Annotated in this window: 13 protein-coding genes; 2 read left to right on the top strand and 11 right to left on the bottom strand. The window is 73.6% G+C overall.

What is annotated here, in order from left to right:
• Nucleotides 1-366: 366 nt before the first annotated feature.
• On the top strand, nt 367-2,193 hold the full coding sequence (locus AB0A94_RS23935; protein WP_361747386.1) for a glycoside hydrolase family 3 protein: 1,827 nt from the start codon (nt 367-369) through the stop codon (nt 2,191-2,193).
• Nucleotides 2,194-2,292: 99 nt separating this feature from the next.
• Here AB0A94_RS23935 and AB0A94_RS23930 read toward each other — a convergent pair whose 3' ends face one another.
• From AB0A94_RS23930 to AB0A94_RS23885, 10 genes are all read right to left on the bottom strand, one after another.
• Complete coding sequence (locus AB0A94_RS23930) at nt 2,293-2,742, bottom strand: hypothetical protein (protein ID WP_361747384.1); 450 nt, start codon at nt 2,740-2,742, stop codon at nt 2,293-2,295.
• Between the two features lies 1 nt (nt 2,743).
• Nucleotides 2,744-3,115, bottom strand: a complete 372-nt coding sequence (locus tag AB0A94_RS23925) for a hypothetical protein (protein ID WP_361747382.1) — start codon at nt 3,113-3,115, stop codon at nt 2,744-2,746.
• A 231-nt stretch (nt 3,116-3,346) separates the two neighbouring features.
• The gene (locus AB0A94_RS23920) at nt 3,347-5,476 is read right to left on the bottom strand and encodes an SWIM zinc finger family protein (protein WP_361747380.1); all 2,130 of its coding nucleotides are present in this window, start codon (nt 5,474-5,476) and stop codon (nt 3,347-3,349) included.
• Nucleotides 5,473-8,376, bottom strand: a complete 2,904-nt coding sequence (locus tag AB0A94_RS23915; RefSeq protein ID WP_361747378.1) for a DEAD/DEAH box helicase — start codon at nt 8,374-8,376, stop codon at nt 5,473-5,475. The genes AB0A94_RS23920 and AB0A94_RS23915 overlap by 4 nt, the downstream gene beginning before the upstream one ends.
• Nucleotides 8,377-8,531: 155 nt before the next feature.
• Nucleotides 8,532-9,110 (bottom strand): sugar kinase, encoded by a 579-nt coding sequence (locus tag AB0A94_RS23910; RefSeq protein ID WP_361747376.1) that lies wholly within the window; start codon nt 9,108-9,110, stop codon nt 8,532-8,534.
• The gene (locus AB0A94_RS23905; RefSeq protein ID WP_361747374.1) at nt 9,107-10,255 is read right to left on the bottom strand and encodes an ROK family glucokinase; all 1,149 of its coding nucleotides are present in this window, start codon (nt 10,253-10,255) and stop codon (nt 9,107-9,109) included. The genes AB0A94_RS23910 and AB0A94_RS23905 overlap by 4 nt, the downstream gene beginning before the upstream one ends.
• Nucleotides 10,256-10,394: 139 nt before the next feature.
• Nucleotides 10,395-11,186 (bottom strand): ATP-binding cassette domain-containing protein, encoded by a 792-nt coding sequence (locus AB0A94_RS23900; protein WP_361747372.1) that lies wholly within the window; start codon nt 11,184-11,186, stop codon nt 10,395-10,397.
• Nucleotides 11,183-12,250, bottom strand: a complete 1,068-nt coding sequence (locus AB0A94_RS23895; protein WP_361747370.1) for an ABC transporter permease — start codon at nt 12,248-12,250, stop codon at nt 11,183-11,185. The genes AB0A94_RS23900 and AB0A94_RS23895 overlap by 4 nt, the downstream gene beginning before the upstream one ends.
• Nucleotides 12,247-13,251 carry a sugar ABC transporter substrate-binding protein gene (locus AB0A94_RS23890; protein ID WP_361747367.1) on the bottom strand — a complete coding sequence of 335 codons (1,005 nt, stop codon included), beginning with the start codon at nt 13,249-13,251 and terminating at the stop codon, nt 12,247-12,249. Before AB0A94_RS23890 ends, AB0A94_RS23895 begins: the two co-directional genes overlap by 4 nt.
• A gap of 171 nt (nt 13,252-13,422) precedes the next feature.
• On the bottom strand, nt 13,423-14,172 hold the full coding sequence (locus tag AB0A94_RS23885; RefSeq protein WP_361747416.1) for a GntR family transcriptional regulator: 750 nt from the start codon (nt 14,170-14,172) through the stop codon (nt 13,423-13,425).
• Between the two features lie 116 nt (nt 14,173-14,288).
• Between AB0A94_RS23885 and AB0A94_RS23880 the strand changes: the two genes are divergently transcribed.
• Nucleotides 14,289-15,311, top strand: a complete 1,023-nt coding sequence (locus AB0A94_RS23880; RefSeq protein WP_361747365.1) for a Gfo/Idh/MocA family oxidoreductase — start codon at nt 14,289-14,291, stop codon at nt 15,309-15,311.
• A gap of 11 nt (nt 15,312-15,322) precedes the next feature.
• Here the strand turns inward: AB0A94_RS23880 and AB0A94_RS23875 are convergent, their stop codons facing one another.
• On the bottom strand, nt 15,323-15,997 hold the full coding sequence (locus AB0A94_RS23875; RefSeq protein WP_361747363.1) for a response regulator transcription factor: 675 nt from the start codon (nt 15,995-15,997) through the stop codon (nt 15,323-15,325).
• Nucleotides 15,998-16,018: the final 21 nt, after the last annotated feature.

Genomic DNA, 16,018 nt, shown 5'->3' with positions numbered 1-16,018 from the left:
GCCGGGGCATCGGCGACCCGGCGATCGGGGGCGAGCGCCGCCCGGCACCACCGGACCGCACGAAGGCACCGCCCAGCTCCTGCCCCGGCTCACCGCCGGCCGCGCCCAGGGCCCGCTGTTCCTCACCGCTCGCGGGACCCCGACCCGCACACCGACCCTGGGCACCTGCCCGGTGCCCGGTCGTGCCCGGCTGTCCTCTTTCACGTATCAGCCCGGCTCGGTGCACCCACACGCGGGGCGGGGCAGCCCTCATTTTGTCTAGACCTCTTGTCCTGCCCGTGATCCGAGGGCTACGTTTCCCCCTGCTCGGAGTCTTCGCGTTTCCTTCAACTCCCTTCACGGCAAGGCTGGAAGGAGCATGTCCGCATGCAGGACCGGAGTCTGTCCAGACGAACCGTTCTCGCCTCCGCGACCGTGGCCGCCGGGGCCGCGACGGGTGTCGTGGGCGTGACGGCCACCCCCGCGGCCGCGCACGGGCGCGACCACCGCCTCAAGAAGATCATCTCCCGGATGAGCATCGAGGCGAAGGTCGGCCAGCTGTTCGTGCCGTACTTCTACGGTACGTCGGCGACTTCTCCCAGTCAGTTCGACCAGGACCGCAACCTCAGGGAACTCGGCGTCCGCACCGTGGCCGAGCTCATCGCGAAGTACCACATCGGCGGTGTCATCTATTTCTCCGGCTGGGCGAACAACATCCAGGACCCCCGTCAGGTCGCGGACTTGACGAACGGTGTGCAGCGGGCCTCGCTCGCCCTGCCCACCCCCGTCCCGTCCCTGATCTCCATCGACCAGGAACACGGGGTCAACGTCCGCATCGGCAGCGGCGCCACCCAACTGCCGGGCGCGATGGCGCTCGGCGCGGGCCGCTCGCTCTCCGACGCGCGCACCGCCGGACGGATATCGGGCACCGAGCTCGCCGCCCTGGGCATCCATCAGAACTTCGCCCCGGTCGCCGACGTCAACGTCAATCCGGCCAACCCCATCATCAACGTCCGCTCCTTCGGCGCCGACGCCCGCGAGGTCGGTCGCATGGTCGCGGCCCAGGTGACGGGTTACCAGCGGGCCGGTGTCGCGGCCTGCGCCAAGCACTTCCCGGGCCACGGGGACACCGGGGAGGACAGCCACACCGGACTGCCCGTGATCACCCACACCCGCGAGGAGTGGGACCGCATCGACGCCCCGCCCTTCAAGGCCGCGATCGCCGCCGGCGTCGATTCGATCATGACCGCGCACCTCCAGGTCCCCGCGCTCGACCCCAGCAACGAACCGGCCACCCTGTCGCCCGCGATCCTCCAGGGCGTGCTGCGCGACGAACTCGGCTTCGACGGCGTGATCGTCACCGACGCCCTCAACATGCAGGGCGTACGCACCAAGTACGGCGACGACCGCGTGCCCGTCCTCGCCCTCAAGGCCGGCGCCGACCAGCTGCTGTTCCCGCCGGACATCGACGTCGCCTACCACGGCGTCCTGGCCGCCGTCCGCAGCGGAGAGATCACCGAGGACCGGCTCGACGAGTCGGTCCTGCGCATCCTGCGGCTCAAGCAGAAGGTCGGCCTGCTCGACGGCAGCCCCTACGTCTCCCCGAAGGAGGTCGACCGGGTCGTCGGCGCCCGCGGGCACCGGCTCGCCGCCGCCCGGATCGCCGAGCGCACCACCACCCTGCTGGTCAACGAGGACGGGGCGCTCCCGCTGCGCCGCGGGCAGAGGAAGCTGCTCGTGGTCGGCGCCAGCCCGGCCTTCCCGACCGACGACACCCGCACCACGGTGCCCGAGCTGGCCAAGGCGTTCGACGAACTGGGCTACAGCACCACCCACCTCGCCACCGGCCGGGCGCCCGACGCGGCGAAGATCGACGAGGCCGTGGCCGCCGCACGGGGACGGGACGCGGTGGTGGTCACCACCGACAACGTCGGCGCCACCAGCGCCCAGCGCACCCTGGTGTCCCGGCTGCTCGCGACGGGCGTCCCCGTCGTCCACCTCGCGGTGCGCAACCCCTACGACATCGCCCACCTCGGCGGCGTCCCGGCCTCACTGGTCTCCTACTGCTGGACCGAGGTCGAACTGCGCGCCGCCGCCCGGGTGATCGCCGGCCGGGTCGAACCGCGCGGCAAGCTGCCCGTGCCCGTCCAGCGGGCCGACGACCCGGCCGAGGTCCTCTTCCGCTCCGGGCACGGTCTGTCGTACGACCGCTGACGTCCTCGTCCCCGCACGGCTTTCGGCCCCGGTGCCCTCTGGCGGAGCGAGGCGTCTGTTCCCCGGTGGCACCGGGGAACAGACGCCTCGCGCAGGGGTTCAGCCCTGGAGCTTCATGCCCTTGGGTGAGGTGAGGCCCTCGGCGGGGTGGGCCCGGAACGTCGCCGTCCAGACGGTGGGCGGACAGGACGTGCCGTTGGGGTGCTGTTCCGTCAGCTTGGCTCCGGTGCTGTCCTCGACGACCGTGTCACCGCTCTTCGCGGACGTCACGATGAGCCGCACCGGCACGGTCTTCGCGCCGACGTCGTCGGGCAGACGGACCTCCAGCGACATGAACGGGTCGTCGGAACCGCCCGACGCCTGCTCCTCGCAGGTGCCGTCCACGCACAGCCGGAGTCTCGCCGCGTCCGGCCCGCCGAAGTCGGCGGGCCGCCACACGACGGACACCTGCGAGTCCGCGGCGGCCTCGGTGCACGGCGTGTCCCGGCCGAGGACCGAGCATCCGGTCAGGGCCACCGCCAGCAGCGGGACGAACAAGGCTCGGCGCATGTCAATACCTCGCTACGGTGCCGGGGAAGGTGCTGTTGGCCGGCCCGATGTCGGTGAAGTACAGCCGGCACGGGCCGAAGAGGCCGCCGCTGTGGTCGCCGCCACCCCCGCCGCCGGAGATGATCCCCTTGGCGAAGGCGCGCCCGCTGCCGTCGACGGTGTGCACCGGGCCGCCGGAGTCACCCTTGACGGCGCGGGAGCCGGACGTCCGCCGTGCCGTCGCCGCCGCCTCGGTCGACGCCCCCGCGGCCTCGGTGAGCAGGGGCAGCGGGGCGCACACGGGAGCGGCCAACAGGCCTGCCGCCAGGGCTCGTCGTCTGATGCGGGATCCTCGTCGGCCGGGAACCGGGACGATCGGCGTGCGGTCGTGCACAGAGGGACCTTCCCATCCACCTCGGTCAAAGGTTGGATGATCTTAATGCCCACGCATGGCATGTCCACAAAAAGGCCATGCCGCTCCGGTCGAGCGGACGGGGCACCCGGGCAGGCTTTACTTACAAGGCACCGCGTACGACGGGAAGTTGACGCCGACCGACCGAGGCAGACCGACACGCCCTTGTCGTCGGCGCCCAGGAGCGGGCGGGGCTGAGGACCCCTGGGGCCGTCACAGGTCCCCCGGTGCGTCCAGACCGGTCAGGGCGCCCACCGGGTCCGGGTCGGGGGTGCCGCGGGGCCACCAGTCGTCGTAGCCCGGTTCGGACTCGTAGGCGTACCAGAGGTGGTCGCGGCCGAGGCGGAGCTGGACATGGCCCCGTGGGTGGGTGAGGTGGTTGCGCCAGGGGCGGAAGGCGGGGAGGTCGGCGGCGAGGAGGAGCGGGCGGGCGCGGTCGAAGCGGCCGGCCGGCGGGTCCCAGGGTTCCTCGAGGACGGCGAGGCCCGTCGGGCCGCCCTGGCGCCAGGCGGCGACCGCGCGCGCCAGCTCGGCGGGGGTGCGGCCGGCGGCTCCGGCGAGGGAGGAGTACAGCGCGCGCGTCGCCGCGGTCAGGCCGGAACCGGGACGGGCGGCGGCGAGCCGCACCGCGTCCTGCCAGAGGGTGAGCCGGCCGACCGGGTCGCGGCCGGTGGTGAGCAGGGCGTGCGCGCGGGCGGCGGCGTCGGTGGCCAGCTGGTCCAGCGCGAACGGGTCCGGTCCGCTCGGGGACGCGGGGTACACGGGCGGTTGCCCGGGGTGCGGCGGCGGGGGCAACGGGGCCGGGAGCGGGGGGAGGGCGCGGTCGCGTCGGGCGAGGACGTCGGCCGCCCGTATGCCGGGCAGGGGTTCGGGTTCCCTCTCCTGGGCGGCGCGGGCCGCGCGGGTGGCGCTGAGCCGGGACAGCGCGTCGATCACCTCGCGCTCGCCGCGTCCGCGCAGCAGGAGCAGCACGAACGGGTCGGCGTCGAGCAGCCGGGCCGTCTGGTAGCAGAGGGCGGCGGCGTGTTTGCAGGGGTGGCCGGAGTCGGGGCAGCTGCACCGCGGGGCGAGGTCACCGGGGCCGGGCAGCAGCGGGACCCCGCAGTCGGCGAGGGACTGGGGCATCTCCTTGTCCAGCAGCGCCGCGATGTGGCCGGGGCGGTCGGCGGCGGCGTCCAGGAACCGCTCCCAGTCGGCGTCCGTGAACGTCCGCAGCCGCACCTGCACGCGGTACGGGCGCGGGCGGCTGCCCCGCACGTACGCGAGGACGAGCCCCGGCGTGACGGTGATGGCGTCGACGTGCCCCTGCCCGGCGTACCCGCGCCCGCGGGCGAGCCGGGCCGCGTCCAGCGCCCCCTCCTCCAGTGCGGTGACCCATGCGTCGCCCCACCAGGTCTCGGCGAAGCCCTCGCGGTCCGCGGCTCGGGGCGGGAACGCCGGGAAGGTGCGGCGCAGCTCACCGTCGCGGGCGGGGTCGGCCATGGAGCGGGGTGCGGCGGGTGCGGGCGGTGCGGTGTCCCGCGGGACACCGGGCGGCTCGGCGCTTCCGGAGGCTCCGTCCCGGGCGCCCACGGCCGAAGGACCGCCGTGCGGGCGCGAGTTGCCGGAGGCCGCGGGGGCGCCGCTCGGGCCGGGGGTGACGTCGGTGTCAGGATCCTCCGGTTCGGTCACCGGCTCGGTCACCGGTTCGGGCATGCGGAAGGCGTCCGTGAGCGACTCCCGTACCTCACGGGCCCGGGCGTCGGCGGTCCGGTCGCCGCGGGTCGTGCGCGGGACGCGGGGTGACGGGGCGCGTCCTTCACGGGGCTCGGCGTCCGCCGCGCGGTCGCCGGGTGCCGGACGCGCCCGCTGCGCCTCCTCGCGCGCGGAGCGCAGCGCCTCCCGCGCGATGTCCCCGGGGCGTGGGGGTGCGCGGTGTCCGGCACCACCGTCGGCAGCGGCCTCCGTGTCCCCGGACGACGGGTCCGCGGGGGGCGGCCCGTCGCCACGGGGCGGCCCGTCGCCGTGGGGCCCCTCTCCGGAACGTGCCTCGCCCTCCGCCGCGGGTGTGCCGGTGTCCTCGCGGTCCGGGGCCGTGGCGTCGGCGGGCCCCGCCGTGCCGCGCCGGGCCCGTACCGCCTGTCGCAGCGCCTCGCGGGCCACGTCGCCCGGGCGGGTCTCACGGCCGGGGCGACCGGGGCCGTCGGGCTGTCCGGGGGCCGGGACGGCCGGGGCGGCCGACTGCTCCTGAGGGGGCCGGTGCTCCGGCGTGTCCGTGGCCGCCGGGGCCGCCGGCTCGCGGGTCGCCCGTGCGCGGGCCGCGCGCAGGGCCTCGCGGGCCTGGTCGGAGGGGCGGGAGGTCATGCCGGCCTCCGCAGGGACACCAGGTCGGACAGGTCACGGTCGGACAGCTCCGTGAGGGCCGCCTCGCCGGAACCGAGGATCGCGTCGGCGAGGGCGCGCTTGGACTCCAGCATCTCGGCGATGCGGTCCTCGACCGTGCCCTCGGTGACGAGGCGGTGGACCTGGACGGGCTGGGTCTGCCCGATGCGGTACGCGCGGTCGGTGGCCTGTTCCTCCACCGCGGGGTTCCACCAGCGGTCGAAGTGGACGACGTGGCCCGCGCGGGTGAGGTTCAGGCCGGTGCCGGCGGCCTTGAGGGAGAGCACCAGGACCGGGGTCGCGCCGCTCTGGAAGCGGTCCACCATGCGCTCCCGCTCCGCCACCGGCGTACCGCCGTGGAGGAGGTCGACGGGGACCGCGCGCCCGGCGAGGTGCGCGGTGATCAGCCGGGCCATCCCGACGTACTGCGTGAAGACCAGGGCGGAGCCGTCCTCGGCGAGCAGGGTGTCCAGCAGCTCGTCCAGCAGGGCCAGTTTGCCGGAACGGGCCGCGAGCCGGTCGTCTCCGGTGCGCGCGTGCTCCTCCTTCAGGTAGAGCGCCGGGTGGTCGCAGATCTGCTTGAGCGAGGTCAGCAGTTTCAGCACCAGTCCGCGCCGGCCCATGCCCTGCGCGCTCTCGATGGCGTGCATCGACTCGCGCACCACGGCCTCGTACAGCGCGGCCTGTTCGCGGGTGAGCGGTACGGGGTGGTCCGTCTCGGTCTTGGGCGGCAGTTCGGGGACGATGCCGGGGTCGGACTTCTTGCGCCGCAGGAGGAAGGGGCGGACCAGGCGGGCGAGGCGCTCGGCGGCCTCCTCGTCCTCGCCGGTCTCCACGGCGCGCGCGTGCCGGGCGCGGAAGGACTTCAGCGGGCCGAGGAGTCCGGGGGTCGTCCAGTCGAGGAGGGCCCACAGCTCGGAGAGGTTGTTCTCCACGGGGGTGCCGGTGAGCGCCACCCGGGCGGGCGCCGGGATCGTGCGCAGTGCCTTCGCGGTCGCGGAGTGGGGGTTCTTGACGTGCTGTGCCTCGTCGGCGACGACCATGCCCCACGTCCGCCCGGCCAGGTCCGGGGCGGTGGAGCGCATGGTGCCGTAGGTGGTGAGGACGAAGCCGCCGTCGAGGCCGTCCAGGGTGCGGTCGGGGCCGTGGAAGCGGCGCACGGGGACGCCGGGCGCGAACCGGGTGATCTCCCGCTGCCAGTTGCCGAGCAGCGAGGCCGGGCAGACCACCAGGGTCGGCTCGGTTCGGGCCCGCTTCAGATGCAGCGCGATGAGGGTGACGGTCTTGCCCAGGCCCATGTCGTCGGCGAGGCAGCCGCCGAGGCCGAGGGAGGTCATGAGGTCCAGCCAGGCCAGGCCCCGCAGCTGGTAGTCGCGCAGGGTGGCGTCGAGGCCGGGCGGCGGCTCGGCGGGCCGTACCCCGGCGGTCAGGCGGTCGCGGAGGGTGGCGAGGGCGCCGGCCGGGACCGCCTCGACCGTCTCCCCGTCGACCTCCGCGCGGCCGGTGAGGGCGACGGCCAGCGCGTCGACCGGGTCGAGCAGCCCCAGGTCCCGTTTGCGGGCCTTGCGGACGAGGGCGGGGTCGACCAGCACCCACTGGTCGCGCAGCCGTACGACGGGACGGTGGGCCTCGGCCAGGTCGTCCATCTCGGCCTCGGTGAGCGGGTCGCCGCCGAGGGCGAGCTGCCAGCCGAACCGCAGCAGGTCCCCGCTCTCGAAGAAGCCGGTGCCGTCCTTCGCCGAGCCGGGGGCGGGGCGGACCACCGCCGTGACGGTCAGGTCCTGGGCGAGGTCCCGGGGCCAGTGCACGGCGACCCCGGCCGCGGCGAGCCGGGTGGCCGCCACGCCCAGCAGGTCGTTCAGCTCCTCCTCGGAAAGGGCCAGTACGTCCGGCGCGTCCTGGTCGGAGAGCCGGTCCAGCGGCGGCCAGACCCGGGCCGCGCGGCGCACCGCGAGGGCGGCGTCCACCCGTGCGCGGGGACCGAAGGCGCTGTCCGCCGCGCCCGCCCACAGGGCCGCCGCGTCGGCCATCAGGGTCGGGTCGGCGAGGCTGTGCACCTGCACGATCGCGGCGCCCGCGCTCCGCCCGGCGCTCCCGTCCCCGGCTGCTCCCTCACCGGTGTCGAAGAGGTCGTACGCGGACAGGTCCAGGCGGAGCGAGATCCGTACGCCGGCGTCCATGCCGGCCGCGACCTCGGCGGCCCAGTCGTGGGCGCCGGGCAGCCGCTGCGCCTTCCGCGCGGCGAACGGGAGCCCCGAGGCGTACGGCGCGGCCGGGGTGCGGGGCAGGGTGTCGGCGACCGCGTCCAGGAAGGCGCGCACCAGCGCCTCCGGCCGGGGCAGCCGGAGGGGGCCGGGGCCGGGCAGCGGAACGGCGTGGCCCTCGTGGGGCAGGGCGGCGGCCACCGCGCGCAGGTGCGCCACGTCGTCGGGGTCGAGCGGACCGGCACGCCAGGCGTCGTGGCCGGTGGCGGTCAGTCCGGGCAGCAGCCGTCCGCGGGCCGTGAGCCGCAGGGCGTGCAGGGCGGCGGCGCCCCAGCAGGCGGTGGCGGGATGGGCCGCGGGATCGTGCCGGGCGCGGACCAGCAGCGGCAGTGCCTCGTCGACGGGGAGGAGGAGCGCCGGGGCCGTCCGCCGCCGTACCCCCGTGCCGTGCGGGCGGACGACGGTGAGGTCGGTGCGCGGCGCGGACACGGAGGCGGCGGGTGGTCCGGGCGGCTCTTCGCCGGCGGGGCCGCCCTCGGGGTCGTAGAAGGCGACGCGCCCCTCGCGCGGGAGGGGTGCCGGGAGGAAGACGGCCGCGAGCCGGACGGGGACGTCCGCCCCGTCCGCGCCGCCGGGCACGGCGGTGTCCCGCCCGGCCGTCACGGTCCGCTCGCCCATACGTCCTGTCACCTCCCGCCCGTCCTTCGGATCAGTCGTCCCCGACTCTACGGGCGGGGTCTGACAACCGGTCCCGGCGGCCGGTGGGGCGGGCGGGGTCAGGGCACGGTGCGGGGTCTGACAACCGGTCCCGGCGGCCGGTGGGGCGGGCGGGGTCAGGGCACGGTGCGGGAGACGACGTACACCCTCGGGTAGCCCGGTTTGTTGTGGTTGACGACGACGTCGTGAGTGGGCGCCGGGTCCTTCTGCTCGTGGACGAGGCCGGACCAGGTGCCGGGTCCGTCGAACGTCCAGCCGGTGACGTCCCGGTCGCGCTCGCCGATGGTGATGTCGTCCTGCTTCAGGTCGTGCCGCTGCACGCCCATGCTGGTGAGGAAGGCGCTCAGGCCCGCGTCGGTGGTCTCGAACTCGACGTAGAGGCGGCTGGTCTTCCAGTTGTTGGTCTCGTAGGAGGCCACCCACCAGGCGGGGTGCGGTACGGGCACCTGGTAGAGGCGGCGCTGCACCTTCGACGGCCAGCCCTCGGTGAGGCCGGTCGCGGAGTACTTCGCCTCCTTGTCCTTGCCGCTGGCCCGGCTCTGGTTCGCGGAGATCACCAGGTACCCGGCCGGGATGCCGATGAGCAGCACGATGATCAGCAGGGTGAGCGTCCTGCGGCGGATCATGTGCCACCGGTCCTCGGCCGGGCGGGGCGCGCCCGGGAGAGCCGTCCGCTGGGGGAACTCGTCGCTCACAGCGACTCCTGGGTGGTGCGGCGGGCCTCCGCGTACCGCTCGTAGCGTTCGTACCGCTCGACGCGGCGACGCTTGGCGCGGCGGAAGCGGCGGGCGACCAGCCGGGCGAGGTCGGCGGCGCCGACCATGCCGGCCTCGGGGCCGAGCTGGGCGCGGACGATGTGGGCCTCGGGGCGGTAGCCGCGACCGGTCAGCTGCCGCTTGAAGGCGTCCCGCGCGGGGCCGATCAGCAGGTCGTCGGCGGCGGAGACGCCACCGCCGATGACGAAGCAGGAGGGGTCGAGGGCGGCGGCGAGGTTGGCGATGCCGACGCCGAGCCACTGCCCGATGTCCTGGAGCAGTTCGATGCACATGGCGTCGCCCTCGCGGGCCAGCTCGGTGATCATCGGGCCGCTGATGTCGGCGACGTTGCCCTTGACGTGCTCGATGATCCCGTAGGCGACCGGCGAGTCGGCGGCGGCCAGCTCGCGGGCCTCGCGGACCAGCGCGTTGCCGGAGCTGTACTGCTCCCAGCAGCCTCGGTTGCCGCAGGGGCAGCGGTGACCGCCGGGGACGACCTGCATGTGGCCGAACTCGCCGGCCACCCCGTACTTGCCGCGCTTGACCTGCCCGCCCTCCAGGATCGCGCCGCCGATGCCGGTGCCGAGCGTGATCATGACGAGGTGGTCCTCGCCGCGGCCGGCGCCGAAGCGCCACTCGGCCCAGGCCGCGGTGTTGGCGTCGTTGTCCACCAGGACGGGGACGGCGAGGCGGCCGGCGATGCGGTCGCGCAGCGGTTCGTTGCGCCAGGACAGGTGGGGGGCGAACAGCACGCGGTTGCGGTCGGCGTCGACCCAGCCGGCCGCGCCGATGCCGACGGCGTGCACGTCGTGCCGGTCGGACAGGTCCAGCACCAGTTCGACGATGGTGTCCTCGACGACCTTGGGGCTCTTGGACTTGTCCGGGGTCTCCGTGCGCAGCCGCTCCAGGATGTTGCCGTCGGCGTCGACGACGCCCGCCATGACCTTGGTGCCGCCGATGTCGATGCCCACCGTCGGGACACGGGGCGCCGTCAGGTGGGAGCGGCGCTCCCGGGTGCCGACGGTTCTCAGGACCGGGGCGCGGCGGGAGCCGATGGGGGCGGTGAAGTCGCGGTAGGTGCTCATCGTGTGCGATTGTGCCGCACGGCTCCGCCGGGTGCCGAATGGATCCCGGGTGCGTGGTGTGGATCATTGTCAGGTGCGGGTGCGTTGTGGTTGATCGCGCCCACGCGGCGGAGCCGAGGATCCGTACAGCCCCGCGTCCCTAGGGGCGTTGCAGTTCGTGGCGTAGGTCGTCCAGCTCCGTACCGCCGGCCATTTGCCTCGTCAGCTCGTCCAGCGTGATGGAGTCGCATGTGTGGCTTCCCGCCATCGTGCCGCGCTTCAGCAGGACGAACCGGTCCCCCACCAGATACGCGTGGTGCGGGTTGTGGGTGATGAAGACGACGCCCAGGCCCTCGTCGCGTGCTGCGGTCACATACTTCAGGACCACACCCGACTGCTTCACACCCAGCGCCGCCGTCGGCTCGTCCAGGACGAGGACCTTCGCGCCGAAGTGCACCGCGCGGGCGATGGCCACGCACTGGCGTTCGCCGCCGGAGAGGGTGCCGATGGGCTGGTCGACGTCGCGGAGGTCGATGCCCATGCGGAGGAGTTCCGCGCGGGTGGTGCGGCGCATGTGGTCGACGTCCATGCGCTTGAAGGGGCCGGTGCCCTTGCGCGGCTCGGAGCCGAGGAAGAAGTTCCGCCACACCGGCATCAGCGGGACGACGGCCAGGTCCTGGTGGACGGTGGCGATGCCCCGGTCCAGGGCCTCGCGCGGGGAGGCCAGGCGGGTCTCCTCGCCGTCGAGGGCGAGCGTGCCGCCGTCGTGCTGGTGCAGCCCTGCGATGATCTTGATCAGGGTGGACTTGCCGGCGCCGTTGTCACCCAGCACACAGGTGATCTCACCCGCGTGCACCTCCAGCGACACGCCCTCCAGGGCGCGGACGTTGCCGTAGTGCTTGCTGACGCCGGACAGCTCCACGAGGGCCGTACGGGAGTCGGTCCGGGTCATTTCGAGGCCTCCGCGCGACGGCGCACCCAGGTGTTGAGCAGGGTGGCGAGGAGCAGCATCGCCCCGAGGAAGAACTTGAACCAGTCGGGGTTCCACTCGGCGAAGACGATGCCCTTGCCGGTCATGCCGAAGAGCAGCGCGCCGACCGCCGAGCCGACGGCGCTGCCGTGGCCGCCGGTGATCAGGCAGCCGCCGATGACGGCCGCGATGATGTAGATCAGCTCGTTGCCGACGCCCTCGCCGGACTGGACGACGTCGTAGCTGAAGAGCAGGTGCTGGCCGCAGATCCAGGCGCCGAGGGCGACGCCCATGTAGAGGGCGGTCTTGGTGCGGGTCACGGGGACGCCCACCGCGCGGGCGGCCTGTTCGTTGCCGCCGACCGCGAAGATCCAGTTGCCGGCGCGGGTGCGCAGCAGGATCCAGCTGCCGAGGGCGACCAGGGCGAACCACCACAGGACGGTGACCTTGATGTGCGCGCCGCCGACGGTGAGGGTCGACGCGAAGAGCGCCCGCGCGGTGGTGAAGCCCTCCATGTCGGCGATGTTCCTGGTGGAGACGGTGCCGCTGATCAGCTTGGTGAAGCCGAGGTTCATGCCGGTCAGCATCAGGAAGGTGCCGAGCGTGATGATGAAGCTCGGCAGCTTCGTGCGGGCCAGCATGATCCCGTTGAAGGCGCCGACGGCGAGCGTGACCAGCAGGGACACGCCGACGCCGACCCAGACGTTGGCGGTCATCTGGTAGCTGAACATCGACGACACCAGGGCCGACGACGTGACCAGGACACCGGCCGACAGGTCGAACTCGCCGCCGATCATCAGCAGCGCGACCGGGACGGCCATGATGCCGATGGTGGAGGACGCGTAGAGCACGGTGCCGAGGCTGGAGGCGCGCAGGAAGCCGTCGGCGGTGAGGGCGAAGCAGCAGAAGACGGCGATCGCGCCGACGAGGGAGCCGAGCTCGGGTCTGGTCAGCATCCGTTGGAGCGGCGAAGAGGTGCGCAGAAACCTTTCATCAACCGTGTCGGCAGACAGGTCGGGAGATACGTCGGGGGCCGGCGCGCTCATCGGGTGCCCCGCTGCGTGTAGTCCTCGAGCGCGTCGGCGTCGTCCTCGGTGATGATCTGCGGTCCGGTGAACACGGGCCGGCCGCCGCCGAGGACGTCGGCGTTGTACCGGTACAGCCACAGCAGGTCGACCGCCTCGTAGCCCTGGAGGTAGGGCTGCTGGTCGACGGCGAAGCCGAGGCTGCCGTCCTTCAGGCCGGCGGCGACCTTGGCGTTGAGGTCGAAGGTGTCGATCTCGGCGTCGCTGCCCGCCCCCTCACGCGCCTTGACGGCGGTGTCGGCGTAGGGGGCGCCCAGGGTGACGACGGCGTCCACGGCGGTGTCGGACTGCAGCCGGGCCTCGATCGCCGACTGCACGTCGGGCATGCTCGTGCCGTTGACGTGGAGGCGGACCACCGTGCCGTCGAAGGTCTTCTCCACACCGTCGCAGCGCTGCTCGTGACCGACGTTGCCCTGCTCGTGCAGGACGCAGAGCGCCTTCTCGCGGCCGCGCTCGTTCAGCTCCTCGCCGACCGCCTCACCGGCGATCGTCTCGTCCTGGCCGATGTGGGTGAGCGCGCCGAACTCCTTCGACTCGGCCGAGCCGCTGTTCACGGTGACGACCGGGATGCCGGCCGCGCGGGCGCGCGCGAGGGACGCCTTCATCGCGTCCGGCTTGGCCAGGGTGACGATGATGCCGTCCACCTTCTTGTCGACGGCCGCGTCCACGAGCTGCGCCTGCTGCTGGGCCTCGTCGTCGTGCGAGTAGAGGAAGCGGACGTTGTCCTTCACCGCGGCCTGCTCCGCACCGCTCCGGACGATGTCCCAGAAGGTGTCGCCGTCTCCCGCGTGGGTGATCATCGCGAAGGTCCAGCGGGGGGTGTCCACCGCCGCCCTGCCCTGGGCCGCCGCGGCCGCGCGGGCGTCCTCCGCCCGTTTGCCGCCGGTACTGCTGCATCCGGCGAGCGAGAGACTCAGCGCCCCCGCCACCGCGATGCCCACCCAGGTCGAAAACCGTGACACGAGGACTTGCCCTTCTTGCTGTGCTCTTGCGTGTGCAAGGGGCCGATGACCACACCGGCCCCAAACGCCCCATTGTCGAACACGGGCATCGGGCGTCCCCGCGCGGGGACCGGAACTCGGTCACATTGTCCTGACATGACGACGGCACAGTGCGCGCGTCGCGCCGGATTGTCAGGACCGCACAAGCAGCTGGAACTCGAACGAGTAGCGGGAGGGCCGGTAGGTGTGGGTGCCGAACTCCACCGCGCGGCCGGTGTCGTCGAAGGTCACGCGCTCCATGGTGAGCAGCGGGGCGCCGGTCGCCTCGCCCAGCCGCTCGGCCTCGTCGGCTGTGGCGGCACGGGCGCCGATGGTCTGGCGGGCGCTGTGCAGGGTGATCCCGGCGGCCCGCATCAGCCGGTACAGGCCGGTGGCCTCCAGCCGGCCGGTGTCCAGGTCGAGCAGTCCCGGCGGCAGGTAGTTGCACAGGTACGCCATCGGCTCCCCGTGGGTGAACCGCAGCCGTTCGATCCGGTGCACCTCGCCGTCCTCGGCCACGCCGAGCGCGGCCGCGACCTCGGCGGACGCCGCCACGACGGTGTTGACCAGCACCTTCGTCCCGGGACGCTGGCCGGCCGCCTCCAGGTCGTCGTAGAGGCTGCTGAGCTCCAGGGGACGCTTGACCTGGCTGTGCACCACCTGGGTCCCGACCCCGCGGCGGCGCACCAGCAGTCCCTTGTCGACGAGGGACTGGATGGCCTGGCGGACGGTCGGCCGGGACAGGCCCAGCCGCGCGGCGAGCTCGATCTCGTTGCCCAGCAGGGTGCCGGGGGTCAGCGCGCCGCGCTCGATGGCGGACTCCAGCTGCCGGGACAGCTGGAAGTACAACGGCACGGGGGAGCCGCGGTCCACGCTCAGCTCCAGCTGTACGGTCGGGTCCACTTCTGGTTTCGGCACGGGCCGAGCGTAGCCCCGTGCGCTGTTGACGGGAAGTCGTGTAGTTCGGTTGTCCGGACATACGCATTGACAGGGAGCGGCACGGGCCCCACTTTGTTTCCATGCGCATAGGGGTCATCGGTACGGGCCGCATCGGCACCATTCACGCCCACACACTCAGCAGGCACCGCGACGTCGGCTCCCTGATCCTCACGGACGTCGATCCGGCGCGGGCCCAGGCCCTCGCCCACCGGCTCGGCGAGACGGCGGCACCCGGGGTGGACGAGATCTACACCTGGGGAGTGGACGCCGTGGTGATCACGGCGGCCACGTCCGCCCACGCCGATCTGATCGGCCGGGCGGCCCGCGCGGGGCTGCCGGTGTTCTGCGAGAAGCCCGTCGCCCTGGACCTGACGGGCACATTACAGGCGATCACGGAGGTCGAGACCGCCGGGACCGTCCTGCAGATGGGGTTCCAGCGCCGCTTCGACGCCGGTTACACGGGCGCGCGGGAGGCGGTGCGCTCGGGCAGGCTCGGGCGGCTGCACACGGTACGGGCGATGAGCGGCGACGCGGAGCCACCGCCGGCCGGATACCTGCCGCAGTCCGGCGGGCTGTACCGGGACGCCCTGATCCACGACTTCGACATCCTGCGCTGGGTGACCGGCCGGGAGGTCACGGAGGTCTACGCGGCCGGGTCCGACGCCGGGCCCGCGATGTTCCGCGAGGCGGGCGACGTCGACACCGGCGCGGCGCTCCTCACCCTCGACGACGGCACGCTCGCCACGGTCACGGCGACCCGGCTGAACGGCGCCGGCTACGACGTGCGCATGGAGCTCGCCGGGGAGCGGGACCAGATCGCCGTCGGCCTGGACGACCGTACGCCGATCGCGTCCACCGAGCCGACCGGGCCGCCGGCCGCGGACAAGCCGTGGACCGGGTTCCTGGAGCGGTTCGGACCCGCGTACGAGGCCGAGCTGATCGCGTTCGTCGAGGTGGTGCGGGGCGAGCGGGCCAACCCGTGCGACGGGCGGGAGGCCCTTCAGGCACTGCTGGTCGCGGAGGCGTGCGAGCTGTCCCGGCGGGAGCGCAGACCGGTCCGGCCGGCGGAGCTGGTGCGCGGGGCGACGACGGCGTACGCCTGACCCGCGCGGGCTCAGCGGCCGTCGGTCTCCTCCAGGAGGCCGGCGTCGTGGGCGAGCAGGGCGATCTGTACGCGGTTGTTGAGGCCGAGCTTGGCCAGGATGCGGGAGACGTGGGTCTTGACGGTGGCCACGCTCATGTACAGCTCCGCGGCGATGTCGGCGTTGGCCAGGCCCCGGCCGACCGCGACGGCGACCTCGCGTTCACGGTCGTTGAGGTCCGCGACGCGCTCGCGTGCGCGCGTGCGCCGCGTGTCGGCGGCGGTGCCGGCCGCGTGTGCCATCAACTGCCGGGTGACCGTGGGCGACAGCACCGGGTCACCGGCCGCGACCCGGCGCACCGCGGCGACGATCTCGGCGGGCGGGGTGTCCTTGAGGACGAACCCGGCGGCGCCCGCGCGGAGCGCGCGCAGCACCTGCTCGTCGGCGTGGAAGGTGGTGAGCACCACGACCTGCGGGGCGTTCTCGCGCCGGCGCAGCGACTCGGTGGCGGTGAGACCGTCCACCGCCGGCATCCGGATGTCCATGAGGACGACGTCCGGGCGGGTGCGGTCGACGAGCGCCTCGACCTCGCCGCCGTCCGCGGCCTCACCGACGATCTCGATGTCGTCCGCGCCGCCCAGCATGAAGGACAGCCCGGTCCGCACCAGCGGGTCGTCGTCGACGAGGAGCACCCTGATCGCAGTCATGCCCCGTACGTAATCACGGCC

This window comes from Streptomyces sp. NPDC044984, from assembly GCF_040646935.1.
In the GTDB taxonomy this organism is placed as follows: Bacteria; Actinomycetota; Actinomycetes; order Streptomycetales; family Streptomycetaceae; genus Streptomyces.
This window is presented reverse-complemented; position numbering and strand designations above follow the sequence as displayed.

Bases quoted from the DNA above. Each gene is read 5' to 3' on its own strand.
- AB0A94_RS23935 (WP_361747386.1), top strand. From the start codon at position 367: ATGCAGGACCGGAGTCTGTCCAGACGAACCGTTCTCGCCTCCGCGACC.
- AB0A94_RS23930 (WP_361747384.1), bottom strand. From the start codon at position 2,742: ATGCGCCGAGCCTTGTTCGTCCCGCTGCTGGCGGTGGCCCTGACCGGA.
- AB0A94_RS23920 (WP_361747380.1), bottom strand. From the start codon at position 5,476: ATGACCTCCCGCCCCTCCGACCAGGCCCGCGAGGCCCTGCGCGCGGCC.
- AB0A94_RS23915 (WP_361747378.1), bottom strand. From the start codon at position 8,376: ATGGGCGAGCGGACCGTGACGGCCGGGCGGGACACCGCCGTGCCCGGC.
- AB0A94_RS23905 (WP_361747374.1), bottom strand. From the start codon at position 10,255: ATGAGCACCTACCGCGACTTCACCGCCCCCATCGGCTCCCGCCGCGCC.
- AB0A94_RS23900 (WP_361747372.1), bottom strand. From the start codon at position 11,186: ATGACCCGGACCGACTCCCGTACGGCCCTCGTGGAGCTGTCCGGCGTC.
- AB0A94_RS23895 (WP_361747370.1), bottom strand. From the start codon at position 12,250: ATGAGCGCGCCGGCCCCCGACGTATCTCCCGACCTGTCTGCCGACACG.
- AB0A94_RS23880 (WP_361747365.1), top strand. From the start codon at position 14,289: ATGCGCATAGGGGTCATCGGTACGGGCCGCATCGGCACCATTCACGCC.
- AB0A94_RS23875 (WP_361747363.1), bottom strand. From the start codon at position 15,997: ATGACTGCGATCAGGGTGCTCCTCGTCGACGACGACCCGCTGGTGCGG.